At 62.9% G+C, this 26,945-nt stretch carries 25 protein-coding genes; 12 read left to right on the top strand and 13 right to left on the bottom strand.

Annotated features, from left to right (window positions below):
• Positions 1-436: 436 nt before the first annotated feature.
• Positions 437-1,324: a threonine/homoserine exporter RhtA gene (rhtA, locus tag NP534_RS06315; RefSeq protein WP_047583911.1), complete on the top strand. Its 888-nt coding sequence runs from the start codon at positions 437-439 to the stop codon at positions 1,322-1,324.
• Between the two features lie 190 nt (positions 1,325-1,514).
• Positions 1,515-1,796 (top strand): hypothetical protein, encoded by a 282-nt coding sequence (locus NP534_RS06310; RefSeq protein WP_274098168.1) that lies wholly within the window; start codon positions 1,515-1,517, stop codon positions 1,794-1,796.
• 57 nt (positions 1,797-1,853) lie between these two features.
• On the opposite strand, the gene NP534_RS06305 is transcribed toward NP534_RS06310, so the two are convergent.
• Positions 1,854-3,662 carry an aminopeptidase P family protein gene (locus NP534_RS06305; protein ID WP_274098167.1) on the bottom strand — a complete coding sequence of 603 codons (1,809 nt, stop codon included), beginning with the start codon at positions 3,660-3,662 and terminating at the stop codon, positions 1,854-1,856.
• A 237-nt stretch (positions 3,663-3,899) separates the two neighbouring features.
• On the opposite strand from NP534_RS06305, the gene NP534_RS06300 reads away from it, so the two are divergent.
• Complete coding sequence (locus NP534_RS06300) at positions 3,900-5,012, top strand: DUF3182 family protein (protein WP_274098166.1); 1,113 nt, start codon at positions 3,900-3,902, stop codon at positions 5,010-5,012.
• Positions 4,996-5,766 (top strand): alpha/beta hydrolase family protein, encoded by a 771-nt coding sequence (locus tag NP534_RS06295; protein WP_274098165.1) that lies wholly within the window; start codon positions 4,996-4,998, stop codon positions 5,764-5,766. Before NP534_RS06300 ends, NP534_RS06295 begins: the two co-directional genes overlap by 17 nt.
• On the opposite strand, the gene NP534_RS06290 is transcribed toward NP534_RS06295, so the two are convergent.
• Positions 5,745-6,125 (bottom strand): antibiotic biosynthesis monooxygenase, encoded by a 381-nt coding sequence (locus NP534_RS06290; protein WP_274098164.1) that lies wholly within the window; start codon positions 6,123-6,125, stop codon positions 5,745-5,747. The two genes, NP534_RS06295 and NP534_RS06290, sit on opposite strands and share 22 nt — an antisense overlap.
• Before the next feature lie 174 nt (positions 6,126-6,299).
• On the opposite strand from NP534_RS06290, the gene NP534_RS06285 reads away from it, so the two are divergent.
• The gene (locus NP534_RS06285) at positions 6,300-6,854 is read left to right on the top strand and encodes a cysteine hydrolase family protein (protein WP_274098163.1); all 555 of its coding nucleotides are present in this window, start codon (positions 6,300-6,302) and stop codon (positions 6,852-6,854) included.
• 49 nt (positions 6,855-6,903) lie between these two features.
• On the opposite strand, the gene NP534_RS06280 is transcribed toward NP534_RS06285, so the two are convergent.
• Positions 6,904-7,467, bottom strand: a complete 564-nt coding sequence (locus tag NP534_RS06280; protein WP_274098162.1) for a helix-turn-helix domain-containing protein — start codon at positions 7,465-7,467, stop codon at positions 6,904-6,906.
• A gap of 83 nt (positions 7,468-7,550) precedes the next feature.
• Here NP534_RS06280 and NP534_RS06275 point away from each other — a divergent pair, with 83 nt between their 5' ends.
• The 7 genes from NP534_RS06275 (at position 7,551) to NP534_RS06245 (ending at position 14,708) form a co-directional block, all read left to right on the top strand.
• Positions 7,551-8,501 (top strand): DMT family transporter, encoded by a 951-nt coding sequence (locus NP534_RS06275; RefSeq protein ID WP_274098161.1) that lies wholly within the window; start codon positions 7,551-7,553, stop codon positions 8,499-8,501.
• Between the two features lie 149 nt (positions 8,502-8,650).
• Positions 8,651-11,566 (top strand): monovalent cation/H+ antiporter subunit A, encoded by a 2,916-nt coding sequence (locus tag NP534_RS06270; protein WP_274098160.1) that lies wholly within the window; start codon positions 8,651-8,653, stop codon positions 11,564-11,566.
• Positions 11,566-11,910: a Na+/H+ antiporter subunit C gene (locus NP534_RS06265; protein WP_003250128.1), complete on the top strand. Its 345-nt coding sequence runs from the start codon at positions 11,566-11,568 to the stop codon at positions 11,908-11,910. Before NP534_RS06270 ends, NP534_RS06265 begins: the two co-directional genes overlap by 1 nt.
• Positions 11,907-13,586: a monovalent cation/H+ antiporter subunit D gene (locus NP534_RS06260; RefSeq protein WP_274098159.1), complete on the top strand. Its 1,680-nt coding sequence runs from the start codon at positions 11,907-11,909 to the stop codon at positions 13,584-13,586. The genes NP534_RS06265 and NP534_RS06260 overlap by 4 nt, the downstream gene beginning before the upstream one ends.
• On the top strand, positions 13,583-14,071 hold the full coding sequence (locus NP534_RS06255) for a Na+/H+ antiporter subunit E (RefSeq protein ID WP_274098158.1): 489 nt from the start codon (positions 13,583-13,585) through the stop codon (positions 14,069-14,071). The genes NP534_RS06260 and NP534_RS06255 overlap by 4 nt, the downstream gene beginning before the upstream one ends.
• Positions 14,068-14,346: a K+/H+ antiporter subunit F gene (locus NP534_RS06250; protein ID WP_003259015.1), complete on the top strand. Its 279-nt coding sequence runs from the start codon at positions 14,068-14,070 to the stop codon at positions 14,344-14,346. The genes NP534_RS06255 and NP534_RS06250 overlap by 4 nt, the downstream gene beginning before the upstream one ends.
• Positions 14,343-14,708 carry a Na+/H+ antiporter subunit G gene (locus NP534_RS06245; RefSeq protein WP_274098157.1) on the top strand — a complete coding sequence of 122 codons (366 nt, stop codon included), beginning with the start codon at positions 14,343-14,345 and terminating at the stop codon, positions 14,706-14,708. The genes NP534_RS06250 and NP534_RS06245 overlap by 4 nt, the downstream gene beginning before the upstream one ends.
• Before the next feature lie 12 nt (positions 14,709-14,720).
• On the opposite strand, the gene NP534_RS06240 is transcribed toward NP534_RS06245, so the two are convergent.
• The 10 genes from NP534_RS06240 to NP534_RS06195 form a co-directional block, all read right to left on the bottom strand.
• Complete coding sequence (locus NP534_RS06240; RefSeq protein ID WP_274098156.1) at positions 14,721-14,933, bottom strand: hypothetical protein; 213 nt, start codon at positions 14,931-14,933, stop codon at positions 14,721-14,723.
• Positions 14,930-15,400 (bottom strand): hypothetical protein, encoded by a 471-nt coding sequence (locus tag NP534_RS06235; RefSeq protein WP_033700299.1) that lies wholly within the window; start codon positions 15,398-15,400, stop codon positions 14,930-14,932. Before NP534_RS06235 ends, NP534_RS06240 begins: the two co-directional genes overlap by 4 nt.
• A gap of 362 nt (positions 15,401-15,762) precedes the next feature.
• Positions 15,763-15,957, bottom strand: a complete 195-nt coding sequence (locus NP534_RS06230; RefSeq protein ID WP_033700301.1) for a hypothetical protein — start codon at positions 15,955-15,957, stop codon at positions 15,763-15,765.
• Between the two features lie 182 nt (positions 15,958-16,139).
• Positions 16,140-16,544: a TraR/DksA family transcriptional regulator gene (locus NP534_RS06225; protein ID WP_264309455.1), complete on the bottom strand. Its 405-nt coding sequence runs from the start codon at positions 16,542-16,544 to the stop codon at positions 16,140-16,142.
• A 267-nt stretch (positions 16,545-16,811) separates the two neighbouring features.
• Positions 16,812-17,585 carry an enoyl-CoA hydratase gene (locus tag NP534_RS06220; RefSeq protein WP_274098155.1) on the bottom strand — a complete coding sequence of 258 codons (774 nt, stop codon included), beginning with the start codon at positions 17,583-17,585 and terminating at the stop codon, positions 16,812-16,814.
• A gap of 13 nt (positions 17,586-17,598) precedes the next feature.
• Entirely contained in the window at positions 17,599-18,726 is a 1,128-nt protein-coding gene (locus tag NP534_RS06215; protein ID WP_033700307.1) for an acyl-CoA dehydrogenase, read from the bottom strand.
• Positions 18,727-18,734: 8 nt separating this feature from the next.
• On the bottom strand, positions 18,735-19,928 hold the full coding sequence (locus NP534_RS06210) for an acetyl-CoA C-acyltransferase (protein ID WP_274098154.1): 1,194 nt from the start codon (positions 19,926-19,928) through the stop codon (positions 18,735-18,737).
• A gap of 12 nt (positions 19,929-19,940) precedes the next feature.
• Positions 19,941-20,708 carry an SDR family NAD(P)-dependent oxidoreductase gene (locus NP534_RS06205; RefSeq protein WP_274098153.1) on the bottom strand — a complete coding sequence of 256 codons (768 nt, stop codon included), beginning with the start codon at positions 20,706-20,708 and terminating at the stop codon, positions 19,941-19,943.
• 10 nt (positions 20,709-20,718) lie between these two features.
• On the bottom strand, positions 20,719-22,365 hold the full coding sequence (locus tag NP534_RS06200; RefSeq protein ID WP_274098152.1) for an acyl-CoA synthetase: 1,647 nt from the start codon (positions 22,363-22,365) through the stop codon (positions 20,719-20,721).
• A gap of 121 nt (positions 22,366-22,486) precedes the next feature.
• On the bottom strand, positions 22,487-26,932 hold the full coding sequence (locus tag NP534_RS06195) for an NEL-type E3 ubiquitin ligase domain-containing protein (protein ID WP_274098151.1): 4,446 nt from the start codon (positions 26,930-26,932) through the stop codon (positions 22,487-22,489).
• Positions 26,933-26,945: the final 13 nt, after the last annotated feature.

Genomic DNA, 26,945 nt, shown 5'->3' with positions numbered 1-26,945 from the left:
TCGTTTAGAAGCGCTGTCAACCACCATCTTAACCGCTGACGATCTTTCGATCGAAGCCCTTCAAACTTCATCTTGACTATTTAACTCGTTGAAACTCAAGGAGTTTTTCGTTCCGACTACGCTGGAAGTGGGGCGAATTATAAGGGGATTCGAAACCGCGTCAACCCTTAATTTCAAGAAAGTGACATATAGAGGGAAAAAGACCGCATCAAGGCTGACAGGTGCCCGCCATTACCCTTTCGGCGCCTATGAGATCGAGCGCCGCTCGCGCGGCGCATCGCGACGCAAGGCCGCTCCTACATTTGTTTCGGGCCAGTTATTCCTGAGGGATTGGCGCGCGGCCCTCACCCTTACACTCAATAACCCATTGCCCCGCAGCCCCACAAGTGCGCACTATAGTGCACACCCACGCCTGCTCAAGGATCGCCTCACATAAATGAACACCCAAGCCCGCAGCCTGGCCGCCACGCTCTTCCCTATTGGCCTGCTGCTCATCGCCATGGCATCGATACAATCCGGTGCGTCACTGGCTAAAAGCATGTTCCCTATCATCGGCGCTCAGGGCACCACAGCGCTGCGCCTGATCTTCGCCAGCATCATCATGCTGCTGATCCTGCGCCCGTGGCGTGTCCGCATGACCGCCAACACCCTGCGCAATGTCATCATCTATGGCATGGCACTCGGCGGCATGAACTTCCTCTTCTATATGTCTCTGCAGACGGTACCTATCGGCATTGCCGTGGCACTGGAGTTCACGGGGCCCCTGGCCGTGGCGATCTGCTCTTCGCGCCGCCCGATCGACTTCCTCTGGATCGCCCTCGCGATTGCTGGCTTGTTGCTGTTGCTGCCGGCAGGCGATGGTGGGCAAGCACTTGACCCGGTGGGCGCCGCCTACGCATTGGGGGCAGGCGTGTGCTGGGCGCTGTATATCCTGTTTGGCCAACGCGCCGGCGCCGAGCACGGCATCCAGAGCGCCGCACTCGGGGTAGTCGTCGCCGCCCTGTTCGTTGCCCCTATCGGCGTAATCCACGCCGGCAGCGCATTGCTCACCCCAGCCGTAATCCCGATGGCCTTGGCTGTCGCGGTACTGTCCACCGCCCTGCCCTACAGCCTGGAAATGGTCGCCCTGACACGCATGCCTGCACGCACCTTCGGCACGCTGATGAGTATCGAACCGGCCTTTGGCGCGCTGTCTGGCCTGCTGTTTCTCGGCGAAGTACTCAGTACCACCCAATGGCTGGCAATTCTGGCAATCATCGTCGCGTCGGTAGGCACCACGCTGTCCATGCGACAGACGCCCACCCCACCCGTCGCCGCCGACTGATATGAGAAATATTTTCATTTGTGACGGGAATAGTGATTGTAGCGGCCCGTCTCGCTGATTAAGCTGTCACAGCTTCAACATCTTTACGCTATCTACTGGACCGAACACGGACGCTGGGGAAACTTCAGGAAGAACCAAAGCGATAACGACAGGGCCAGACGGCTACTCCGCCCTGCATTTAAGGACAGGAATGAAACGTATTTTGCTCATCCTGGCCATCTTGGCTATTGCTGGATGTGCCGCCACGGCCAAGACTGAGGTCAAAAGGGGTAAGAAAGGCCTGCATATCAATTGTTCCGGCCTTTCCTCGTCGTGGGACAACTGCTACAGCAAGGCCGCGACATCCTGCAGTACACGTGGCTACAAGGTCATTGCGCGCTCGGGCGATACCGACGAAGAAGCAGGCGACTACCTGTTCGGCATCAACCCGGCTGGCTATACCAGCCGCAGCATGATCGTCATCTGCAAGTGATGACCACACGCAATTGAAAAGGGCAGCGCGAACGCTGCCCTTTTCATTGGCCGGTTATCACAGCGACGCGGTGCGCGCCTGGAGCCAGGCCAGCGCCTCGCCTTTCAATAAAGGCGCAAGGCGCTCACGCACCATTGCGTGGTAATCGTTCAGCCAGGCCAGCTCTTCCCTGGAGAGCAACTCGGGCAACAGGCAACGCGTGTCGATCGGGCAAAGCGTCAAGGTCTCGAAATTCAGGAAGTCACCAAAAGCACTCTTGCCCGCTTCACGACTGACCACCAGGTTCTCGATACGAACGCCCCACTCGCGCGGCCGGTAGGTGCCTGGCTCGATTGAGCTGATCATGCCCGCCTGCATCGCAGTCTGCGGCGTGGCTGCCGCCTGATAGGCGATTACTTGTGGCCCCTCGTGCACGTTCATGAAGTAGCCCACCCCATGACCGGTGCCGTGGCCATAGTCCACTTGATCAGCCCAGATCGGTGCCCGGGCAATGGCATCGAGCAGTGGCGAGAGGATCCCGCGCGGGAAGGTGGCCCGCGACAATGCAATCATACCCTTGAGCACGCGCGTGCAATCCTGCTTCTGCTCAAGCGTCGGGTTGCCCACCGGCACCATCCGAGTAATGTCGGTGGTACCGCCCAGGTACTGCCCACCCGAATCGATCAGCAGCAAGCCGTCACCTTCGAGCGTGGCATGGGACTGCTCGGTGGCGCGGTAATGAGGCATCGCACCATTGCCGTTGAAGGCCGCGATGGTCGAGAAGCTCAACGACACGAAGTCGGGGCGTCGGGCACGCGCGGCGCTCAGTTGCTCATCGACCGTCAACTCGGTAATGACCTCCCGGCCCAGGTTTGCGTCCAGCCAGGCGAAGAACTCGCACAAGGCGGCGCCATCCTGCTCCATGACCCGGCGAACGTGCACAAGGTCCTCCTCACGCTTGCACGACTTGCTCAGGGTAGTGGGGTTGACCCCCTCGACCAGTTCCACCCCAGGGCTCAGGCTTTCCAGCAGGCCGCAAGTGACTCGCGCCGGGTCGAGCAACAGCCGGCTCCCCGAGGGCACCGCACCCAGGGCCTGACCTATATCGGCGTAGTCACGCACCTCAATGCCGTCTACCGCCAACACATGGCGCAGATGATCATCGACTTTGTCGCGCCCCACGAACACAGTCGCCTGCTGCTGGCTGATCAGGGCGAACGAGACAAATACCGGGTTGTACGACACATCACTGCCGCGCAAGTTGAACAGCCAGGCAATGTCATCCAGGGTAGCGATGAAGTGCCAGTCGGCGCCCTTGGCCTTCAGGCTGTCGCGCAATTGGGCGAGTTTGTCCGCCCGACTCTGCGTCGCATGTGGCGGCAAGTGCTGATAGACGGGGTTGCTTGGCAACGCCGGGCGCCCCTGCCAAACCTTGCCGAGCAGGTCCTTGTCAGTCACCAACCTTACCTCGCGGGCCTTCAGGCGCTCGCCCAACAGCCGCGCCGACGCCAGGGCCATGACGGCACCGTCCACGGCAACGGCCCCCTTCGGCGCGATGTGCTCACCCAGCCACTCCAGCGCGCCCGGCTTGCCTGGCAGCAGCTTCATCAGTTCGATGCCGCTGCCGGCCAGCTCGTTTTCGGCCTGCTCCCAGTAGCGGCTGTCGACCCAGAGCCCGGCAAAGCCCGCCGTGACCACCAGCGTGCCGACAGAGCCGTGGAAACCGGACAACCATTGGCGCCCCTGCCAGAAGCCGGGCAGGTATTCGGAAAGATGGGGATCGGCCGATGGCACCAGCAGCGCATCGATGCCCTCTGCGGCCATTGCCTGACGCACCTGCATCAGGCGCTCCGGCACACTCTGCTCAATCGTGGTCTGAACGTTCATGCGCACTCCTGCGAAACATCTTGGGTAATCCAGGCTGTCGATAATGGAACAGCCACCCGAGCCCTGCAATCACGGCGACCGGCTAACGGCATGCAATGCCCGGCACGCCCTCTGCAATCAAGACGTTTCCTACAGCTGACCCTACAGAGTCGCGCGGACCACCGATCACATCCCGATGAACTTCCCCAAAACGACGGATTCACACACAGTACATTCATTGCAGACAGGCCAACCCCTATGCCCGCTGCCTGCGACTCGAAAACCGGCGTTGTGCTGCTCGACACCCGCGAGCACACGCCCGACCACGAACATGCCGCCCACCTCAAGCTCGCCGATGGCCTGGCACAGCTGCTGGGCTGCCCACGCGTAGACCCTGCCGCACCTGCCACGGCTGCAGACCGCTACTACTATGTACCGACCGAAACGCTGATCGACCCACAGCGCCATGCCGCGCTGGGTATCCGTACCGAGCAGGACCTGTTCGGCGGGCTGGTCGCCTACCCCTACATGGCGACCAAGGCGATCTCCCATCCGCTGCCTGCCGACGCCAGCTTCCCGCCAGGCTGGACCGACGCCTTCGCCCTGCAGGCCAGCGATGCGCTGCTGCGGGGCTACACCGTGTTCAGCAAAACCGATGCCCGCACTGCGGCACGCCTGCTGCTGCTCGACGGCCCAGTGCGCATCAAGCCGGTGTTGGCTTGCGCCGGCCGCGGGCAACAGGTGATCGATACAGCGGATGCGCTGGAGCCGTTGCTGGCCGACATGGATGACCAGGCCCTGGCAGTGTGGGGCCTGGTACTTGAAGAAGACCTGAGCGAGGTACAGACCTTCAGTGTCGGCCAGGTGCGGGTCGCCGGCCTGACCTGCAGCTACCACGGCACCCAGCAGCTGACCCACGACCATCAAGGCACAGAGGTTTATGGCGGCTCCGACCTGATCGTGGTGCGCGGTGACTATCAGGCACTGCTGCAACTGCCATTGGAAGACCACCTGCGCCTGGCGATCAACCAGGCCATGGCCTACGAACGGGCGGCCGAGCAGCACTTCCCGGGCTTCGTCGCATCAAGGCGCAACTACGACATCGCGCGCGGCACCACCGCCCAAGGCCATGTGCGCAGCGGCGTGCTTGAGCAGTCCTGGCGCCTGGGGGGCGCCAGCAGTGCAGAACTGCTGGCCCTGCAGGCCTTCGCCGATGACCCCACCCTGCAACGGGTTCGCGCTTCCACCCATGAAGTGTTCGGTACGCCCGACCTGCCCACTGACGCCACCCTCTTTTACCAAGGAATCGACAGTGAACTCGGACAACTCAGCAAATATGCACGGATTCGCGAACATGACTATTCAGAGTGAGACCATCGAACTGCAGGTCGAGAACGACACCATCGTCGGCACCCTGGTCAGCCCTGGCAGCAAGATGCCAGGCATACTCTTCGTCCATGGCTGGGGCGGCAGCCAGCAACGCGACCTGGCCCGCGCCCGGCATATCACCGGGCTGGGCTGCGTGTGCATGACCTTCGACCTGCGCGGGCACGAGAAGACCGAAAGCCAGCGCCTGACCGTCACCCGCGAACAGAACCTCAACGACTTGCTGGCCGCCTACGACCGCCTGGTCAGCCACCCGTCCGTGGACAGCAGTGCCATCGCCATCATCGGCAGCAGCTACGGTGGCTACCTGGCCACTTTGCTGACCCGGCTGCGGCCAGTGAAATGGCTGGCACTGCGGGTACCGGCAATGTACTGGGACGACGAGTGGGATAACCCCAAGCAAACCCTTGATCGGCAGCAGCTTAACGCCTATCGCCAGCGCCAGCTTGGCCCGGCAGACAACCGTGCCCTGGCCGCGTGCGCGGAATTCGGTGGTGATGTACTACTCGTGGAGTCTGAACAAGACGACTATGTGCCCCACAGCACACTGATGAGCTACCGCTCGGCGTTCGTCAGCGCCCATTCGCTGACCCACCGCATCGTCGACGGTGCCGACCACGCGCTGTCCAGCGAAGAGAGCCAGAAAGCCTACAGTTCGATCCTTGCCTCCTGGATCGGCGAAATGGTCATAGGCGCGCGCCTGGACCGCTACCCGCACTACGCGCCCTGGTATGCCTGAGGCTCGCCGACCTGGCAGTGCAGGCCACCATCGGCGCCACGTACGAGGCTGCGCAATGTCTGGTAGGCGGCAAAGTTGACGCCGCGCGCCTGATGCTGGCACAGCAGGTCGAGGAAAGGCTCCTCAACGAAGTCAGCCGCAGCCGCCGCCCATGCCTGGCGCGATTGCCATTGCAGGTACTGCAAGACCCGGCTGCCATCGTCACTGGCCTGGATACTCACGCCCTGCAAGCCTTCGCAGCGTGTTGCCAGTTCCTCGCTGCGCGCCACCAACGCCTGAGCCAATGCCACTTGGCGCATGGCCGGCACTTCATATTCGATCATCTGGGTAAACCACAGAGAGTGAGGCGTCGCCCTCATGAACAGTCTCCTTGCTCTGGACGCTATCAGCGTGATGGTGAGCAGGGTAAAACCTCAAGTTAAGTCAAGGTCAAGTGGTTTTTTCGTCATTGGACGCAAAAGCGCTGCCGCCAAACCCTCAGGTCGATGTACACCCGCTATGTTCATTCAACGACTACTGCCGCAGGAGGCAACATGAGCAAGCAAGCGCTGATCATCATCGACATCCAGAACGACTATTTCCCCGGTGGCAAATGGACCCTTGACGGCGCCGAGCAGGCAGCCGACAACGCCGCCCGGCTGCTGTCCGCCGCACGCGACCGGGGCGACCTGGTGGTGCATGTGCGGCATGAATTCGAAAGCGCCGATGCGCCGTTCTTCGCGCCGCAGTCACCAGGCGCGGCCATCCATGCCAAGGTTGAACCCGTGGCCGGTGAACCCGTGCTGCTCAAGCACAAGGTCAATGCGTTTCTCGGCACCGGCCTCAAGGATACGCTGGACCAGCATGGGGTTCAGGCGTTGACCATCATCGGCAGCATGAGCCATATGTGCATCGATGCAGCAACCCGCGCCGCCGCCGATTTTGGCTACGAAGTGACCGTGGCCCACGATGCCTGCGCCACCCTGCCCCTGGATTTCAATGGCAAACAGGTGCCGGCGGCCCATGTGCACGACTCGGCGATGGCTGCACTGGCATTTGCCTATGCCAAGGTGGTGAAGACCGACGACCTGTTGCCTCCCAAGGGTTGACGCTTGTGAGCTGCGCCCCTTTCGCGACGCAAGGCCGCTCATACAAGGGTCAGATCACCACGTTGCGGACAAAGCGCACAGCGACGGCGCCATCGTTGCGATAGGCATAACGGCAGTTGCTGGGAAACACATGAAACTGGCCGACCTGCAAGCGGTGCTGGGCGTCTTCGATGACCAGTGTGAGCTGCCCTTCGGCCACATAGATCTGCTCGCTCCAGCCATCGGCATCCGCCTCGCTGAGGTAGCACTCGCCCGGCGCCAACGTCCATTCCCAAAGCTCGACCTCACGCCGGGCGGTGCTGCTACCGAGCAGCACTGCCTTGCTTTGCGGATGTTCGCCAGCCCAGGCCAGCTCATCGATACGGCTCGGGTCGCGCTGCTCCGGCGCCTGGATCAAGGTACTGAACGCTACACCGAGGGCTTCACCGATCAGATCGAGGGTGGTGAGGCTGACATTCTTCTCTCCCGCCTCGATCGCCACCAGCATCCGCCGGCTGACGCCAGAGCGCTCGGCCAAGGCCGACTGGCTCATACCGGCTGCGTTACGCAGGCGCCGAACGTTGAGGCTGACATGCTGCAGCACCGAGGCGCGGTGTGTGGGATTTTTGTGCACGCTGTTGCTCGCTGATCGTGGCTGCGCAGTATACTGCCCACTTTGCGCAGATTGTGCGCCGGCCCCTCCGAGTGTGCAAGACCATGACCCACCCCACCCGCAAACCGAACATTGCCGTCTCTTTTCGCCTGAGCAAGGCTGAACTGGTGCTGGTCTTCATCACCATGCTGTGGGGCGGCACCTTCTTGCTGGTGCATAACGTGATGACGGTAAGCGGCCCGATGTTCTTCGTCGGCCTGCGTTTCGCTGCGGCGGCGTTGTTCGTGGGGGTGGTCTCGGCGCGTGCACTGCCGGGGCTGACGCTTACCGAGCTCAAGGCCGGCGTGCTGATCGGCGTGTCGATCATGCTGGGCTACGGTTTGCAGACCATGGGCCTGCAAACCATCAGCAGCAGCCAGTCAGCCTTCATTACCGCGCTATATGTGCCCTTCGTGCCGCTGCTGCAATGGCTGGTGCTCGGCCGCCGGCCCGGCCTGATGCCAAGCATTGGCATCTGCCTGGCATTCTGCGGCTTGATGCTGCTGGCCGGACCAGAGGGTGGCACCTTGCACTTCAGCGAAGGCGAGATGGTAACCCTGGTCAGCGCCATCGCCATTGCTGGCGAAATCATCCTGATCAGCCGTTATGCCGGCCAGGTCGATGTGCGCCGTGTAACCGTGGTGCAGCTGGCGACCGCCTCGTTGCTGTCGTTCCTGATGATCGTGCCGACCCAGGAACGCATCCCCGACTTCTCCTGGCTGCTGCTGGCCAGTGCCCTGGGGCTTGGCGCCATGAGCGCCGTGATCCAGGTGGCGATGAACTGGGCACAGAAGTCGGTTTCGCCCACCCGCGCCACCCTGATCTATGCTGGCGAGCCGGTGTGGGCCGGGATCGTCGGGCGCCTCGCCGGCGAGCGCCTGCCTGGGGTTGCATTGATCGGCGGGCTGCTGATCGTGATCGCAGTGGTGGTCAGCGAACTGAAGGTGCGCCGCCCCCGCGAAGACGCCGAGGCACGCGAAGCACAGGCCGAACGCGAGCAGCAAGCCGGCCTGTAAAGCGGCCAACTCCAGCTATGCTTTGTAAAAAACTGTTATAAAAAAACACCTTGTCACAGCGTATTTGTACGATTCTGCGACAGCTTGCGTGTTGGTGATCAACTGATCGGCACGTATGATCCTTGCAAACCTCTCCAGAATAGAACGCTATGTCCTTGATAGTGCTATTGCTTCTGCCGTTCGTGGGCAGTTGCCTGGCAGCCGTGCTGCCGCACAACGCACGTAACGCCGAGTCCATATTGGCGGGGCTCGTCGCCTTGGTCGGTACGGTCCAGGTAGCACTGCTGTACCCTCAGGTCGCCCACGGTGGCGTGATTCGCGAGGAATTCCTCTGGCTGCCCAGCCTGGGGTTGAACCTTGTGCTGCGCATGGACGGCTTCGCCTGGCTGTTCTCGCTGCTGGTACTGGGCATCGGCACACTGGTGTCGCTGTATGCCCGCTACTACATGTCACCGCAAGACCCGGTGCCGCGTTTCTTCGCCTTCTTCCTCGCGTTCATGGGCGCCATGCTGGGCCTGGTGATCTCTGGCAACCTGATCCAGCTGGTGTTCTTCTGGGAGCTGACCAGCGTTTTCTCCTTCCTGCTGATCGGTTACTGGCACCACCGCGCCGACGCCCGCCGCGGCGCCTATATGGCGCTGATGGTGACCGGTGCCGGCGGCCTGTGCCTGCTGGTCGGTGCCTTGTTGCTGGGCCACGTGGTCGGCAGCTACGACCTGGACAAGGTGCTGGCCGCGGGTGACCTTATCCGCCAGCACGCACTGTACCCGGTGCTGCTGCCACTGATTCTGATCGGCGCCCTGAGCAAGAGTGCGCAGTTCCCGTTTCACTTCTGGTTGCCCCACGCGATGGCGGCGCCGACCCCTGTGTCTGCCTACCTGCACTCGGCAACCATGGTAAAGGCCGGGGTGTTTCTGCTGGCGCGGCTTTGGCCTGTGCTGTCAGGCAGCGAGGAGTGGTTCTGGATCGTCGGCGGTGCTGGCGCCATCACGCTGCTGCTCGGCGCCTTTGCCGCGATGTTTCAGAACGACCTCAAGGGCCTGCTGGCGTACTCCACCATCAGCCACCTGGGCCTGATCACCCTGCTGCTGGGCCTGAACAGCCCGCTGGCGGCGGTCGCCGCCGTCTTCCACATCCTCAACCATGCCACCTTCAAGGCCTCGCTGTTCATGGCCGCCGGCATCATCGACCACGAGAGCGGTACGCGCGATATCCGGCGCCTCAGCGGCCTGATCCGCCTGGTGCCCTACACTGCCACCCTGGCCATGGTGGCCAGCGCCTCGATGGCCGGCGTGCCGCTGATGAACGGCTTCCTGTCCAAGGAGATGTTCTTCGCAGAAACAGTGTTCATCAGCTCCACGGCCTGGGTCGAAGCCGCCCTCCCGGTGATCGCCACGCTGGCCGGTACCTTCAGCGTGGCCTACGCACTACGCTTTACCGTCGATGTCTTCTTCGGGCCAACCGCCCAGGACCTGCCCCACACACCTCACGAACCCCCCCGCTGGATGCGCGCGCCGGTCGAACTGCTGGTGCTCACCTGCCTGGTGGTCGGCATCTTCCCTGCCCAGTCGGTCGGCCCGTTGCTGGCTGCGGCGGCCCTACCGGTGGTGGGCGGTACGCTACCGGAATACAGCCTGGCCATCTGGCACGGTTGGAATGCGCCACTGATCATGAGCCTGGTGGCCATGAGCGGCGGCATCGTGCTCTACCTGCTGCTGCGCAAGCAACTGCGCATGGGCCGCTTCCCCTACCCACCACTGATCGAGCGGTTCAACGGCAAGCGCTTGTTCGAGCACGGCCTGGTGCGCTTGATGTTGCTGGCCCGCCGAATCGAAGGCTTGCTAACCACGCGTCGCCTGCAATCGCAGCTGTTCATGCTGGTACTGGCGGCCTTCCTGGCCGGCCTCACGCCCATGCTGTACAGCGGGCTGACCTGGGGTGAGCGCCCGAAAATCCCTGGTTCGGGCGTGTTCGTCGCACTCTGGCTGATCGCCATTGCCTGCGCCATCGGCGCCGCCTACCAGGCCAAATACCACCGTCTGGCCGCCTTGATCATGGTCAGCGTCTGCGGCCTGATGACCTGCATCACCTTCGTCTGGTTCTCAGCGCCCGACCTGGCCCTGACCCAGCTGGTCGTGGAAGTGGTCACCACTGTACTGATCCTGCTCGGCCTGCGCTGGCTGCCGCGCCGTATCGAAGGCGTATCACCGCTGCCGGGCAGCCTGGAACGCGCCCGCATGCGCCGCCTGCGCGACCTGCTGCTGGCGGTGCTGGTGGGTGGCGGCATGGCGGTGCTGTCGTACGCCATGCTCACCCGGCCGACGCCCAACGACATTTCCTCGTTCTACCTGAGCCGCGCCCTGCCGCAAGGGGGTGGTACCAATGTGGTCAATGTGATGCTGGTCGACTTCCGTGGTTTCGACACCCTCGGTGAAATCACCGTGCTGGTCGCCGTGGCCCTGACCGTGTTCGCCCTGCTGCGACGCTTCCGCCCGCCCAAGGAGAGCATGCAGTTGCCCACCCAGCAGCGCCAGCTGGCGCCCGACGTGGTCACAGACCTGATCAACCCGCGTCACGCCACAGACACCGCGCTGGGCTTCATGATGGTGCCTGCGGTGCTGGTGCGGCTGCTGCTGCCGATCGCCCTGCTGGTATCGATGTACCTGTTCATGCGCGGCCACAACCAGCCTGGCGGCGGGTTCGTCGCCGGCCTGGTGATGTCGGTGGCGTTCATCCTGCAGTACATGGTCGCCGGCACCCAATGGGTCGAGGCGCAAATGAGCCTGCGGCCGCTGCGCTGGATGGGCACCGGCCTGCTGTGCGCGACCCTGACCGGGGTCGGCGCCATGCTGCTGGGTTATCCGTTCCTGACCACGCACACGGCACACCTGCACCTGCCCGTGCTGGGGGATGTGCACGTGGCCAGCGCGCTGTTCTTCGATATCGGCGTGTACACCGTGGTGGTCGGCTCGACCCTGCTGATCCTCACTGCCCTGGCGCACCAGTCGGTGCGCGCCTACCGCCCGGGCAACCCGTCGAAATCCAGCCAAGCAGGAGCCGCCTGATGGAAGAAGTCATTGCAGTCGCCATCGGCGTACTGGCCGCCTCGGGGGTCTGGTTGATCCTGCGCCCACGGACCTACCAGGTGATCATGGGCCTGTGCCTGCTGTCATACGGCGTCAACCTGTTCATCTTCAGCATGGGCAGCCTGTTCATCGGCAAGGAGCCCATCATCAAGGACGGCGTGACCCAGGACCTGCTGCACTACACCGACCCCCTGCCCCAGGCCCTGGTGCTGACCGCCATCGTCATCAGCTTCGCCATGACCGCACTGTTCCTGGTGGTGCTGCTGGCCTCACGCGGGTTGACCGGCACCGACCATGTGGATGGCCGGGAGCGTGACGAATGAGTGGCATGAGTCAACTGATCGTCGCCCCCATCCTGCTGCCCCTCATCACCGCTGCGGTGATGCTGTTGCTGGGCGAGAAACACCGGCGTATCAAGGCGCAACTGAACCTGCTGTCCACCTTCGCCGGCCTGGCCATCGCGGTCAGCCTGCTGCTGTGGGTGCGCACCCAAGGCCAGGCCGAATCGATCGGTGTGTACCTGCCGGGCAACTGGCCGGCACCGTTCGGCATCGTGTTGGTAGTCGACCATCTTTCGGCATTGCTGCTGACCCTGACCGGCATCATCGGCTTCAGCGCCCTGCTGTTTGCCCGCGCCCGCTGGGACAGCGCCGGTGCCAGCTTCCACGCACTGTTCCAGATCCAGCTGATGGGGTTGTACGGTGCATTCCTGACGGCCGACCTGTTCAACTTGTTCGTGTTCTTCGAGGTGCTGCTGGCAGCCTCCTATGGCTTGCTGCTGCACGGTTCGGGCCGCGCAAGGGTCAGGGCCGGCCTGCACTATATCGCCATCAACCTGTTCGCTTCGTCGTTGTTTCTGGTGGGCGCGGCGATGCTCTATGGCGTGACAGGCACCTTGAACATGGCCGACCTTGCGCTGAAGATCCCGCTGGTGCCGGAGGCCGATCGCGGCTTGCTGCACGCAGGCGCCGCGATACTGGCCATGGCGTTTCTGGCCAAGGCCGGCATATGGCCGCTCAACTTCTGGCTGGTGCCTGCCTACGCCTCGGCCAGCGCACCGGTTGCCGCGCTTTTTGCCATCATGACCAAGGTCGGCCTGTATGCCGTGCTGCGCTTGTGGACGCTGCTGTTCTCCGGGCAAGCCGGCGCCTCGGCGCACTTCGGTGGCGAGTGGCTGGTTTACGGCGGCCTGGTCACCCTGGCGGTGGCCGCCGTATCGATATTGGCCGCACAACGCCTGGAACGCATGGCTGCCCTGAGCATCCTGGTCTCCGCCGGCACGCTGCTCGCGGCCGTCGGTTTTGCCCAACCGGTGCTCACCGGCGCGGCATTGTTCTACCTGGTCAACTCGACCCTGGCGCTGTGCGCGCTGTTCCTGCTCGCCGAGCTGGTCGAGCGCTCGCGCTCGGCCAACGAAGTGCCGCTGGATGAAGAAGAAGACGCTATGCCTTCGCCCCTGGAGTCGCTGCACCCGCCCAAGGGCATCAACCTCGATGATGAACAAAAGGTCGTGATCGGCCAGATCATCCCATGGACCATGGCCTTCCTCGGCCTGAGCTTCATCGCCTGTGCGTTGCTGATCATCGGCATGCCGCCGCTTTCGGGCTTCGTCGGCAAACTCAACCTGATCAGTGCGCTGTTCAACCCGCTGGGGCTGGGCATAGCACCGGAGCAACCGCTGACTACAGCTGGCTGGGGCCTGGTGGCATTGCTTGTATTGTCCGGCATGGCATCGCTGATCGCCTTTGGCCGCGTGGGTATCCAGCGCTTCTGGAAGCCCGAGGAACGCCCCTCGCCGGTGCTGCGTCGCTATGAGTGCCTGCCGATCGTCATCCTGCTTGGCCTGTGCATCATCCTCAGCTTCAAGGCCGAGCCGTTGCTGCGCTACACCCAGGACACGGCTGCCAGCCTGCAGGCGCCGGACACCTACATAAAAGCGGTGATGGCTGCCCAACCGATCCCTGGCCCGACCTCCCTCGACGTGGAGGTGCAGCCATGAACCGTCTGTTCCCCGCCCCGCTGCTGTCGGTGTCGCTGTTTGGCCTGTGGTTGCTGCTGAACCTGTCGGTCAGCGCCGGCAACCTGCTGCTCGCTACCCTGCTCGGCATCCTTGCACCGCTGTTGATGGCACCCCTACGCCCCCAGCATGCCCATGTGCGGCGCCCACTGGTGATTGCCAAGCTGATTGGCCGGGTAGGCCTTGATGTGATTGTGTCCAACCTGCTGGTGGCCCGTGGCGTGCTGCGCGCCGGTAAACAGCCGCCACGCTCGGCATTCGTGCACATCCCGCTGGCGCTGCGTGATGCCCATGGGCTGGCCGCGCTTTCGATGATCACCACGGTGGTACCGGGTACGGTCTGGTCCGAGCTGGCACTGGACCGCAGCGTCCTGCTGCTGCATGTGTTCGACCTGGAGGATGAAGCCGCCTTCATCGAGCACTTCAAGGCCACCTATGAACGCCCGCTGATGGAGATTTTCCAATGACAGGCCTGCTCGCCAACGCTGTACTCGCCAGCCTGTTCATCTTCGCCCTGGCCATGGCCCTGGCGCTGATCCGGCTGTTCCGCGGCCCGTCCGCCCAGGACCGGGTCCTGGCGCTGGACTACCTGTACATCCTGGCCATGCTGACGATGCTGGTACTGGGGATTCGCTATGCCAGTGACACCTACTTCGAAGGTGCGCTGCTGATTGCGTTGTTCGGCTTTGTCGGCTCGTTCGCCCTGGCCAAGTTCCTGCTTCGTGGTGAGGTGATCGAATGACCGAAACGCTAGCACTGCCCTTCTGGCTGGAGTTGGTCACTGCCGCGCTGCTGGTGATCGGCAGCCTGTTTGCCCTGATCGGCGCCGTGGGCCTGCTGCGCCTGAAGGATTACTTCCAACGCATGCACCCGCCCGCGCTGGCCTCGACTATCGGCGCATGGTGCGTGGCCCTGGCCTCGATCATCTACTTCTCGTGGCTCAAGGAAGCGCCCATCTTGCACGCCTGGTTGATCCCGATACTGCTGTCGATCACCGTACCGGTCACCACGCTCTTGCTGGCCAGGGCTGCGCTGTTTCGCAAGCGCATGTCGAAAGAAGCGGTGCCCGAGGAAGTCAGCAGCGGCGGCGACCGCGGCCACTGACAGCGTGCAGCCTCAGCCCTGGCTGAGGCGCTGCAGCTCGCGCCGGACCATGGCGGCATACGGTGGCGGGCCGAGCCGATACAGCTCACCGGCTACCCAGTTCAGCCAAGCCCCTTGCAAGTCTTCACGCCGAGCCAACAGGCGCTCGGCTTGCGCCAGCGCATCCGCCTGGTGCTGCTGATGGAACTCGGCACGCGAAACGGGCGAGCCGTTGCGGTCAGTCATTCACTGGCCTTGAAGGTGGTCAGCTCACCCTTGCGCCATTTCGCAACTTTGCCGGTCACGGCCTTGAGCAGCTTGCCCAGGCCTTCCTGCACTTGCTGTTGCGCAGCAAAGACCAACATCACGCCATGGCCCTCGCGCAGCACGATGCCCTCGCCTTCAGGCACCGAAACAAAGGCATAGTCGCCCACGCCGTAGACGTTGAGCTTGATATCACGAAAGCGCATTTCCAACTTGCCGCCCTCGCGGCTGGGCAGTACGGCGGCACGGAAGTGATCGCCTACTTTCAGCTCCAGGCGCTGCTTGTCATCGACCACCAATGCGCTCTCGGTGTCGATCTCGGCCATATACAGGCCTTCAGGACTTTGTTCGGTGACATAGATAAAGCGGCCTTGGAACAGCTGGGCCAATTTACCGCGCAAATCGCCCAGGGCGAACAAGGCGTGGGTATCAAGAGTGCTGACTGCCAATGAAGTGATCCTCAACCGGTTACATCCCGCCCCCACACACGCTCGGTGAGGCACGGCCATTACATAGCGATAGGCGAAAAGAGTAATAAAGCGATGCGCTGATGTCTGTGCCTGCTGGCGATGCAGCATGCAGGATTCTTTACTCTGGCTTGCCAGATCTGGCCTCAGTACAGGCTTTCGGCAAATTCCCAACGCGGGAAGTGTAATGCCTGACAATAAAGCCGCCAGAAAAGATGCTATAGGGAGTTGCAGAGCACCCGACAAAACGGGCTCTGAAATCCATCAGCGCATTACTGGGGAAGGAATATGCACGAAAACACTGAAATCCGTCGAGAGGCAAACAACATTTCTTGCGACCGCCTTCAAGCGGCAAGGCCCTTCCTGAGTTGCTGCAACCAGGCCGCCTGGCACTCCACCGCCTCGTCACGCGTGGCGAACGCAGTACCGCGGCGCTCGCCATTAACCAGCACCACCCAGCAAATGCGCTTGCCCAGCGCCTGCAAGGTGGCAGGCACCCCAGAGCCAATCATCACGGCTACATCGACTCGGCTATTCATCATCCCCTCCGGAATTTAATTAGCACCCTAACGATAAAGCCATGATACGCCTGCCTGCAGGCTGGAAACAGCGCATCTCGGTACAGCAGTGTTACGCCACAAGCAACAAATTCAGCAGCATTTGCCGCAACAACGCAAAAAGCCCCAGGGATTACTCCGTGGGGCTCACGCACCGCGCTCGGTCAGATCTGCCGCTGGTGGCGGTCGAGCTGCTCGTGGCGTTCCTGGGCTTCGATGCAGTACTTGGTGGTCGGGCTGATCAGCAAACGCTTCAGGCCAATCGGCTCACCACTGTCATCGCACCAGCCGAAGCTTTCGTCGGTGATACGGTCCAGCGCCATTTCCAGCTGCGGCAGCAAACGCTGGTCGCGGTCGATGGCATTGACCAACCAGCTACGCTCTTCTTCTACCGAAGCCACGTCAGCAGGGTCCGACGGAGTGTCGAGGCCCTCGATGGTGGCACGGCTCAACTCGATGCGCTCATGGGTTTCGACTTTCATCGACTGCAGCAGGCCGGAGAAGAAGGCGAGCTGATCAGCGTTCATGTAGTCATCGGCCGACATGGCCAGCAACTGTTCCTTGGTCATCGATTTCTCTATGAAAAATGTGCATTTGGGCGATTCGGGTGCCGCCGACGCCAGTGCATCGGCAGCGGAATTCTTCAAGCGCCAACCGGCACTCTTTTACAGGGGGCGGCAGTCTAAGGCGCCACGTCGCGTGGAGCAACTGCAATTGGGGGGGAATTTACGCCCATTGACCAGAATCCGCTGGTCGGCGCCCTGGGCGGGCATGCCTTGAGAGGGCGGGTGCATTCGAGAAGAAGCGCGCCACCTCTCAAGGCAAGCACAACGCACTCAGCGATCCTTGAACTGCGCCTCACGCTTGCCAATGAAGGCACTCATGCCTTCCTTCTGGTCTTCAGTGGCGAAGGCCGCATGGAACACTCGACGCTCGAACCGCACGCCCTCACTGAGGGTAACTTCAAAGGCCCGATTGACACTTTCCTTGACCATCATGCTCACCGGGATCGACTTGCTGGCAATGGTCGCAGCCACCTTCAGCGCTTCCTCAAGCAGCTCGGCCTGGGGCACGATGCGCGCTACAAGGCCGGCGCGCTCTGCCTCTTCGGCGCCCATCAGGCGGCCGGTCAGGCACAGTTCCATGGCCTTGGCCTTGCCGACTGCGCGGGTGAGCCGCTGGGTGCCGCCCATGCCTGGCAATACGCCCAGGTTGACCTCAGGCTGGCCGAATCTGGCATTGTCAGCGGCCAGAATGAAGTCGCACATCATCGCCAGTTCACAGCCGCCACCCAAGGCAAAACCCGACACCGCAGCAATGATCGGTTTGCGCCGGTTGGCGACGCGATCAGCATCGCTGAACAGGTCATCGACGTAGATCTGCGGGTACTTGAGGTCGGCCATTTCCTTGATGTCGGCACCGGCGGCAAACGCCTTGGCCGAGCCTGTCAGCACCACGCAGCCGATGTTCGGGTCCTTTTCCAGCTGGTCCAGGGCCTGGTTGATCTCGCCCACGATCTGCGCGTTGAGCGCATTGAGCGCCTGGGGCCGGTTGAGGGTAATCAGGCCGACCTTGCCGTGGATGTCCAACAGGATGGTTTCGAATGCCATGCAGACTGCTCCTTCAAAGATTGCGCGCAATGACCATGCGCTGAATGTCGCTGGTGCCTTCGTAGATCTGGCAAACCCGAACGTCGCGGTAGATCCGCTCCAGCGGGAAGTCACTCAGATAGCCATATCCGCCCAGGGTCTGCAAGGCATCCGAACAGACCTTTTCGGCCATTTCCGAGGCGAACAGTTTGGCCATCGACGCCTCCACCAGCGCCGGGCGCCCGGCGTCACGCAGCGCGGCGGCATGCAACACCATCTGCCGGGCCACGGCAATGCGCGTGGCCATGTCAGCCAGGCGGAACGCCACGGCCTGGTGCTCGATCAACGGCTTGCCAAAGCTCTGGCGCTCCTTGGCATAGTCGCGCGCCACCTCGAACGCGGCACGTGCCATGCCGACCGACTGGGACGCAATGCCGATACGCCCACCTTCAAGGTTGGCCAGGGCGATCTTGTAGCCCTGCCCTTCTTCGCCCAAGCGATTGGCAACGGGCACGCGCACATTGTCGAAAACGATCTGACAGGTGTCCGAGGCATGCTGCCCCAGCTTATCCTCGACCCTCGCCACCTGGTAGCCCGGCGCATCGGTGGGCACGATGAAGGCGGTGATCCCGCGCTTGCCCGCTTGCGGGTCGGTCACCGCAAACACGATGACCACACCGGCGTTCTGCCCTGAGGTGATGAACTGTTTGCTGCCGTTGAGCACATAGTGATCGCCCTCCAGACGCGCGCGGGTCTTCAGGCTGCTGGCATCGGAGCCCGCCTGGGGCTCGGTCAGGGCGAAGGCGCCGATCATCGCACCGCTGGCCAGCGGCGTCAGAAACTGCTGCTTTTGCTGCTCGGTGCCAAACTTCAGGATCGGTACGCAACCCACCGAGTTGTGCACGCTCATGATGGTCGAGCAGGCACCGTCGCCTGCGGCAATTTCTTCAAGGGCCATGGCGTAGGCCACATAGCCAGTGTCGCTGCCCCCGTACTGCTCCGGCACCAGCATGCCGAACAGGCCCAGCGCGGCCATCTCGTCGATGGCTTCACGGGGGAAGCGGTGCGCCTTGTCCCACTGTTCGGCGAACGGCCGCAGGCGTTCCTGGGCAAAGTCACGGACAGCATCAGCGATTTGTTGTTGCTCGTCAGTTACCAGCATGGTTCACCTCAATACAGGCATTCGACGGCCATGGCCGTGGCCTCGCCACCGCCGATGCAGATGGCGGCTACGCCCCGGCGCAGGTTGTTCTGGCGCAAGGCCGAAAGCAAGGTCACCAAAATCCGCGCGCCCGAGGCACCGATCGGGTGGCCCAGCGCGCAGGCACCGCCATGGATATTGACCTTGTCATGCGGCAGGTCGAGGTGCTTCATGGCTGCGAGGGTGACGACGGCAAAGGCTTCGTTGATCTCGAACAGGTCCACCTCGGCCAGGTTCCAGCCGGTGCGTTTCATCAGTTTGTCGATGGCGCCGATCGGCGCGGTAGGGAACAGCGCCGGGGCATCGGCAAAAGCGGCATGGCCATGAATGACGGCCAGGGGTTTCAAACCGCGCTTTTCAGCTTCGCTACGGCGCATCAGCACCAGTGCTGCGGCGCCGTCGGAAATCGAGCTGGCGTTGGCCGCTGTCACCGTACCGCCTTCACGGAAGGCCGGCTTGAGCTGCGGGATCTTGTCCAGACGCGCCTTGGGTGGTTGTTCGTCATCCTTGATCACGCGCTTTTCCTTGCCTACGGTGACCTCTACCGGGACGATTTCGGCGCTGAAACGGCCATTGTTGATGGCGTCCTGGGCGCGGGTCAGCGAGCTGATGGCAAAGGCATCCTGGGCTTCGCGGCTGAAGCCGCCAGCCTGCGCACAATCCTCGGCGAAGGTGCCCATCAGGCGCCCTTTGTCGTAAGCGTCTTCCAGGCCGTCCATGAACATGTGGTCAATGATCTTGCCATGCCCCATGCGGTACCCACTGCGGGCCTTGTCCAGCAGGTAGGGCGCGTTGGTCATGCTCTCCATGCCACCGGCCACCACCACATCGGCGCTGCCAGCCAGCAGCAGGTCATGGGCCATGATCGCCGCCTGCATGCCCGAACCACACATCTTGTTCAGGGTGGTGCAGGTGGTGTGTTTATCCAGGCCGGCGCCCAGCGCCGCCTGACGTGCAGGCGCCTGCCCCAGGCCTGCCGGCAGCACACAACCGAACAGCACCTGCTCGACGCTGGTGGCCTGGATGCCGGCGCGCTCGACGGCGGCGCGGATTGCGGCGGCGCCCAGTTGCGGCGCGGTCAGGCTCTTGAGGTCGCCCTGCAGGCCGCCCATGGGCGTGCGCACGGCGCTGACGATGACAATCGGGTCGTTGGCGAGGGTCATGTTCATTTCTCCTTACTTGGCAGCCATGCGCAGTGCGCCGTCGAGGCGGATCACCTCGCCGTTGAGCATGCTGTTCTCGATGATATGGCGGGCCAGTGCGGCGTATTCCTGCGGGCGGCCCAGGCGTGGCGGGAACGGTACGCCAGCGGCAAGCGAGTCGCGCACTTCCTGGGTCATGCCGGCCATCATGGGCGTCTCGAAAATGCCCGGGGCGATGGTCATTACGCGGATACCGAAACGCGCCAGCTCACGGGCCGCTGGCAGCGTGAGGCTGGCGATGGCGCCCTTGGACGCGGCGTAGGCGGCCTGGCCGATCTGCCCGTCATAGGCGGCGATGGACGCGGTGTTGATGATCACGCCCCGTTCAGCGCCTTCGTCAGCGTGGCCCTCGGCCATTGCCGCCGCCGTCAGGCGCAGCAGGTTGAAGGTGCCAATCAGGTTGACGTTGATGACCTTGGCGAAGCTCGCCAGCCCATGCGGCCCTTGCTTGCCCAGGACCTTTTCGGCACCGACGATACCGGCGCAGTTGACCAGACCATGAATGCTGCCAAACGCGCTGACGGCGGCGTCGACCGCAGCCTTGGCGGCCTGCTCGTCGCTGATGTCAGCGACCGCGAAACGGGCGTTGTCGCCCAGTTCACGTGCCTTGGCTTCGACGGCCTGGGCATTAAGGTCGACCAGCATGACCTTGGCTCCCGCCTCGATCAGCATCTGTGCGGTGGCGGCACCGAGCCCGGAAGCCGCGCCGCTGACGATGAAATGTTTGTTGATGATCTGCATGATGGGTCCCTCAGGCGCTGGCGCTGGCGGCCAGTAGCGCGTGTTGTTTGGCGATTTCCTGGTTGCGCAGGATGAAGCGTTGCAGCTTGCCGCTCGGGGTCTTGGGCAGCTCGCTGACGAATTCGATTTCACGCGGGTAAGCGTGGGCATACAGGCGCTGACGCACGTGTTGGCGCAAGGTCTCTTCCAGCTCGGCGGTTCCTGGCACACCGTTGGCCAATACCACGAAGGCCTTGATCAGTTCGGTGCGCTCGGGGTCGGGCTTGCCGATCACCGCCGCTTCGATGACTGCCGGGTGTTCGATCAGCGCGCTTTCCACATCGAACGGGCCAACCCGGTAGCCGGAGGTGGTGATCACGTCGTCGCTGCGGCCGACAAAACTGATGCTGCCGTCAGCGTTGAGCTCGACGGTGTCGCCGCTGAGGTAGTACTTGCCCACGAAAGATCGGGTAGGCACACCGTGGTAACCGCCGAACCAGCACAGCGGCGATTGCTCGCGGTCAACCGCCAGGATGCCTGGCTGGCCGATTGGCAACTCTGCGCCCTGTTCATCCAGCACGACGATGCGGTGACCGGGAATGGCGAACCCGGCTGACCCCAGGTGTACCGGGTGTTTGAGGTCATGATGGTTGCACAGCACCATGCCCAGTTCGGTCTGGCCGTAATGATCGTGGATGGTCACACCCAGCTCATCGGCGAACCAGCGAATCACCTCCGGGTTGAGCGGTTCGCCCGCGCTGCTGACGACCCGCAGGCGCCCCTTGATCGGCGCGGAAAACGCGCTACCCGCGGCAATCAGCAGCCGATAGGCCGTGGGTGACCCCGCCAGGTTGGTGATGCCCAACTTGTCGATGACCCGCGCGCAGTTCTCGACGCTGAACGGGCCATCGTAGAAGGTGGTGGCGTGGCCCAGCGACAGCGGGCCGGTCACCGCGTAATACAGGCCATACGCCCAGCCTGGGTCGGCCAGGTTCCAGAAGTTGTCCTCGGGGCGCAGGCCGATGGCATCGCGCATGTAGCCCTGGAAGGCCACGATCGCGCGCAGCGGCACCTCCAAGGGTTTGGCAGGGCCGGTGGTGCCGGAGGTGAACATCAGCAGAAACGGGTCATCGCCCGAGCGCATGACTGGCTCACAAGCGGCTGAGGCCGTCGCCAGGCATTGCTGGAAATCCAGCTCGCCACTGCGGGCCTTGACCGTGATGATCGTCGGGCAAGCCTGCACATCGTCCAGCTTGGCGCGATTGTGGCTGTCGGTGACGACGACCCGGGCGTGGGACTGCTCAAGACGGTGTTCGATGGCCTTGGGCCCGAACGCGGTGAACAGTGGCTGGTACACCGCCCCCAGGCGCCAGGTGGCGAGAATGGTGACCAGCAGCTCGGGGGTACGCGGCATCAGGCCGGCAACCCGGTCGCCGGCACCCACGCCCTGCGCCTTGAGCACATTGGCAAAACGGGCAGCTTGCGCCTTCAGCTGATCGAAACTGTAGCGCGTGCTGTTGCCCTCGCGGTCCTCGTGGATCAGCGCCAGCTTGCCGTCAACGGCATGCCGATCACAGCATTCGACACAGGCATTGAGGGCAGCGAGGTTGCCATGCAGCGCCGTGCTGGCGGCCTGGGCAAGGTCGAACGCTCGAACGGCCTCGGCGTAATCACGCATCGTCGGACTCCTGGTTCTTGTTTTTGGAGTTTAACCATCAGTCCGACGATGTTCGCGCCGCTCAATCGAGGCGGCAATGGCCAAAGCTGTCAATCTGGATGACCGGTTTGGCCGCCCTCGTTCACCCCGCTGCGCGCTTGGCTGCACGCAGGTAGGACTGGGTGAGCTCGCTGATCAGGCGCTCGGTATCCACGCTCTGCTGTTCCCGCAGGCGGCTTAACTGCTCCTCGAGCGCTGTTGGCGACAATGCAGGCTGCTGAGCCTGTAGCCGAATGATGCGCTGGGTGTAGTCCGCACTGATGGCATCGAACATCCTGCCATGTTGCTGACGCAGGTAACGGCGCCAGAACTCACGCTGGCTCAGGCTATCGGTAAGGGCTTCGAGGGTCTGTGCGCGGGTAACGTGCAGGAATGCAGCCTCTACCTGGGCCTGGGTCAGCTCGGCAGCGTCGGGGTAGCGCATGGCAGACGGCTGGTTGGGCAGCGTCAAGCGGCTGCGAAGCTGCACCCTGTAGGCCAGCCCCAGTGCCAACTGGTCGAAATGCTCCCCCGTGGCCTGACGCTGTCGGCTGTCCCGGTAGGCCACCCATTCCAGCTGGTCCAGTCGAAACAACTGGCGGCCCAGCTCCAGCAACTCGCCCCTGCTTTCAGGGTTCAGCGCGCGGATTTCGGCCTGCGCCTGCCTCACCACCAGTTGAAGTGCACTGAAACGGTTGGCAACTGCGTCCGAACAGGAGAGTGGCTGATCGGCACGTTCAAAGACGTCCCGACAAAGCACCGGGTCCCCATCCAGCGCTTCGAGCAATGACCACACGCCTTCCACCAGCGCAGCACGCCCTCCGCCTGCCTGACTGTAGTCAGCCGTGAACTCCAAGCGCGCCAGCAACCTGAATAGCCCACTGCTGCCAGGTTGCTCCAGTAACCGCTGCCATAGCGCGTCCCTGGTCACCTGGGCCGCCTCGTCGGCATGTCCGACCATGAGCGTACGGGCCCTGGGCAGGTCAATGAGCGCTGAAGCCTCAGGCAGGTGCCCGTGCTCATCGATGACATCGAGTGCGTACAGCCTACGTAGCTGCACGGCCGGCAGTGGGTTGCGCTCGACCAAAAGGGCACGCCGAAATGCATAGGGCATTTCCTGGATCTCGTTCGGCACCCTGCGCAGTTGGTTGTCGCGCAGGTCAGCATGCTCGAGCAAACCGCACAGCTCCAGGCGTTGCGGCCAGACGCCCAAGCGGCAATGACGAAGGTTCAGGCTGCTCAACCAGGAAAATTGATGGAGCCTCAAGTCAAGCACCTCCAGCCGGTTATAGCTGAGGTCAAGGTGAGCAAGATTGGGCAGGTCGTGCAAAATCTCGATTGCCTGCGCATCGAGCCGAATCTGGTTATGCGCCAGGCGCAGCACGCGAATGTCCGGTAGATATGCAATACCCCTTGGCAGGCGCAACAACTGGTTCTGACTGAGGTTCAGGTGCGTCAGGGCAGTGAACGGGCGAAGGAAATCAACCGGGATATCAGTGACCTGCGAATCGTTCAGGCTCAGCACCGTGATGCGATGAAAATCAATTTGTGCCGGTAACGGCGGCAGCGTGTTCAGGTGCCCGCCGCTCAGCGACAAACGCTGCCCATGCGCTTGCCCATCGCCTGCCGGCACGCTTTCGCCTTGCAGCCGCCATGCGCGCAGAATGCTGTCTGCCGTCAACCTGCGCGCGGCTTGCCGACCGGCCTGCAACTCGGCACCGACCCAGTGGTTGAGGTGCTGCACCAGTTGATCATGATCGTCCTGCAACGCCACCAGGGCCTCGAACGCTGGACGCGGGCCTTGCTGCAAACGCGCCTGCTCGGCATCCAGCGCTTGCTCATCCAGGCCAGGATAGAGTGAGCGCAAGTGGTCGCGGATGATCGCCTGTTCATCCCTGGGGCCAGCCGAAGGGCGGCCGCTGAGTGGGTACCCGACGCGCCCATCGTCCAGACGACGACCTGGATTGAACCAGGCGCCTTGCTCTGGCCAACGGAGCATACGTACAACCCCCGAATGCGAAGCGGGTAACCGGCTCAGCAGTTGCTCGCGCAGCTGGTTTGCCGAACCCTTGGCTGTCAGCTGCATAGCTGCCCGCTGCGCTGGGGTAAGCGCAGCAACGATTGCCTCGAAAATGCAGCCAGGCTCTTCAAGCGTAACCACCTGCTGCTCACCCAGGCCGTTGTAGACCTCAAACGTGCCTTCATGGTGGACCAGTATGCGTTCCGCCTCACTGTGCCCGCCGCTACCCAGGTGTTTGACCGAGCGCCCATCCACCGCGCCATCGCGCAAGTCGATGTCGAGATTTTCGGGTTCAAAGCTGTCCAGCAACGTGAGCACCAACTCGCCTGTCACATCGTTGTAAGCCGTGCTCAGGTAAAGCCCAGCCAGCCCCTGGTTCAAGCGTGCCAGACGCAGCAGTGCGTTCGCGTTACTCGCGCACGACAACGGCAGGCGTTGCTCAGCCCGCGCCATTGCGCGCTCAACTCCGCCCGCCTGGCCAGCCACTTCGTTGACGTAGGCCGCAGGCAAGCCAGGGAAGTCCCGTTTGACCAACAGGCTCAAAGGGTCTTCGGCAAACGGCTGCGCTGTCAGGTGGCTAAACAACTGCGGGCGCAATTGCGCCTCATGCGCCAGCGTCTGCTCCAGCCCCTTGCCAACCCCTGGCTGGCCCTCGCTCCAGGCCAGCAACTCACTGTCCGATGGCATCAAGGTCTGCAGGCGAACACGTGCGAAGAACGTGTCAATGCGTGCATGCGCCTGGAAAGCACGCAGGGTTTGCCCAAGGTTCACCGGCGCAGGCCGGTTCTCCACCAGCACACCGCGCAACTCGTCCTCATTGACACCCGCCACCTGCAATATCCGCTCGGCCTGTCGAGGTTCGATAGGCGGATGTTGCGGCCACAGCACATCGAGCATGCGTGCAGGCTCCTGCCATGTCAGCGGTTGCGCGCGCATCAGTCGCCAGCCTCGCTCACCGTTGTGCAGCACAATCGGCCCATAACCCCCCTCACCCGCGGCGTGGCGCAGCCGATATGGGCCATCGGGTATTGGCTGATGCACCTCGTGGTAGCGTCCGTCGAGACGGACCCAGCGACGCCCTCCCTCGCCGTAGCGCCCTTCTTCGAGCAAGTCGATGGTGCCTGGCATGGATCGATAGTTCGCGGCGTCGAAGTGCCACAGGCGAGCACGCCCATTGCCCAGCGTTACAGGCTCAAGACTTGCGACAAACGCGCTGCGCAGGTAACTGACCCCCGCCACGGTGGCAGCGGTGGCAGCCAGGGTTTCGGCGACGCCCAGCAGATGCTCCAGTGCTTCGTGCTGATGGCCCCTGGACCAGTCCCTTACACCTTCGAACACTTCCGAGCAGGTCTGGACTACTAGCTGCCCCAACAACAAGGCCCCCACGACCGGAATGAAAAACACCGCCAGGTTCACCAGGTCCAGTCCCACGGCCTTCCACTCCGCGTGCCTGGCGCGCACCGCCAGGCTATCCGCATCGGTCGTCGGTACCAGCAACAACCGGGCATCCCCTTTGACCCGTTGCACTTGCTGGGTAGCCAGTTGCGCGAAAATACCCGCCCCCTGTGTTGCACCTTCGAGCTGCAGGCCTGGTTGGTCGTCCTTCAGGCGCTTGGCGAGAGTAGTGACGAAATCTGCACGGTGCTCAAGGCTGATCAGTTGAGTGAAGTACTGCCAGTAGTCAGCGCTCTGCAGCAGCCGCGCCAGGGCGCTGTTCATGGCCTGCGCAGTGGCGAAGAAACGCAGCGCCTGATGGGGGTCACTGGGGAGGTACAGCACGACACCCCGGTCATCCCCGGCAGTGTCACGCAACGGGATCAGCAAGCCATCAGCCACCGGTTGCTCAAGGGCCGTCAGCAGCATGGGCGTGCCTTTTAGCCCTTGCTGCCGATGCGCTTGGCCGTGGTCCGCCACTTCACGCAAGGCAATCTGTACATCGGTACTGATGGCGCCCTGCAAAGCGGCCACTTCGGTCGCAAGCTTGAGGCCTGAGCGCTTGTCCTCGGCCAGCGTCGCCAAGGTGGCCGGGTGAAAGATCCTTTCCAGCTCATCTTGATAGCGCTGGCCAACGTTCAGTGTGCGGCAGGCCTCGATCAACGCCTCCAGTGACGCATTCAAAGGTTGCTCGCGGCCAGGCAATACTAACCCCGTACCCTTGTAGTAACCCGTGCCAGCAGCAAAATTGCGCATCAGCCGCAGCAGCCCGTTTTCACGCGTCTGGCTGTACTCGTAGGTGGGCTGCAAGGTGCCGGGCAGAGTGCCGAAGCGCGGCGCAATCCGCAGCCATTCGAGCTGGGCAAATGCCTGCCCGTCTGGCAACGGTGCATCCAGCAGTGCCGCCAGGTGCTGCTCGGCAAACTGCTGGAGTGGCAGTAGCTCAACCGTGAGCTCACGCAAGCGGGCCTGGCTCGCATGGTGCGCGTTCAGGCTGGTACGCAGGGTGTTGATCTGGCCTTTTGAAGCTCGCTTGAGCCACTCGGGTAACGTGGCGCCAATGAACGTGTCGTGGCCAGTGGTGGGGTTGGGCATGGTGGGCTCCCTG

It is taken from the genome of Pseudomonas sp. 39004 (assembly GCF_028682155.1).
GTDB classification, from domain to species: domain Bacteria; phylum Pseudomonadota; class Gammaproteobacteria; order Pseudomonadales; family Pseudomonadaceae; genus Aquipseudomonas; species Aquipseudomonas capeferrum.
This window is presented reverse-complemented; position numbering and strand designations above follow the sequence as displayed.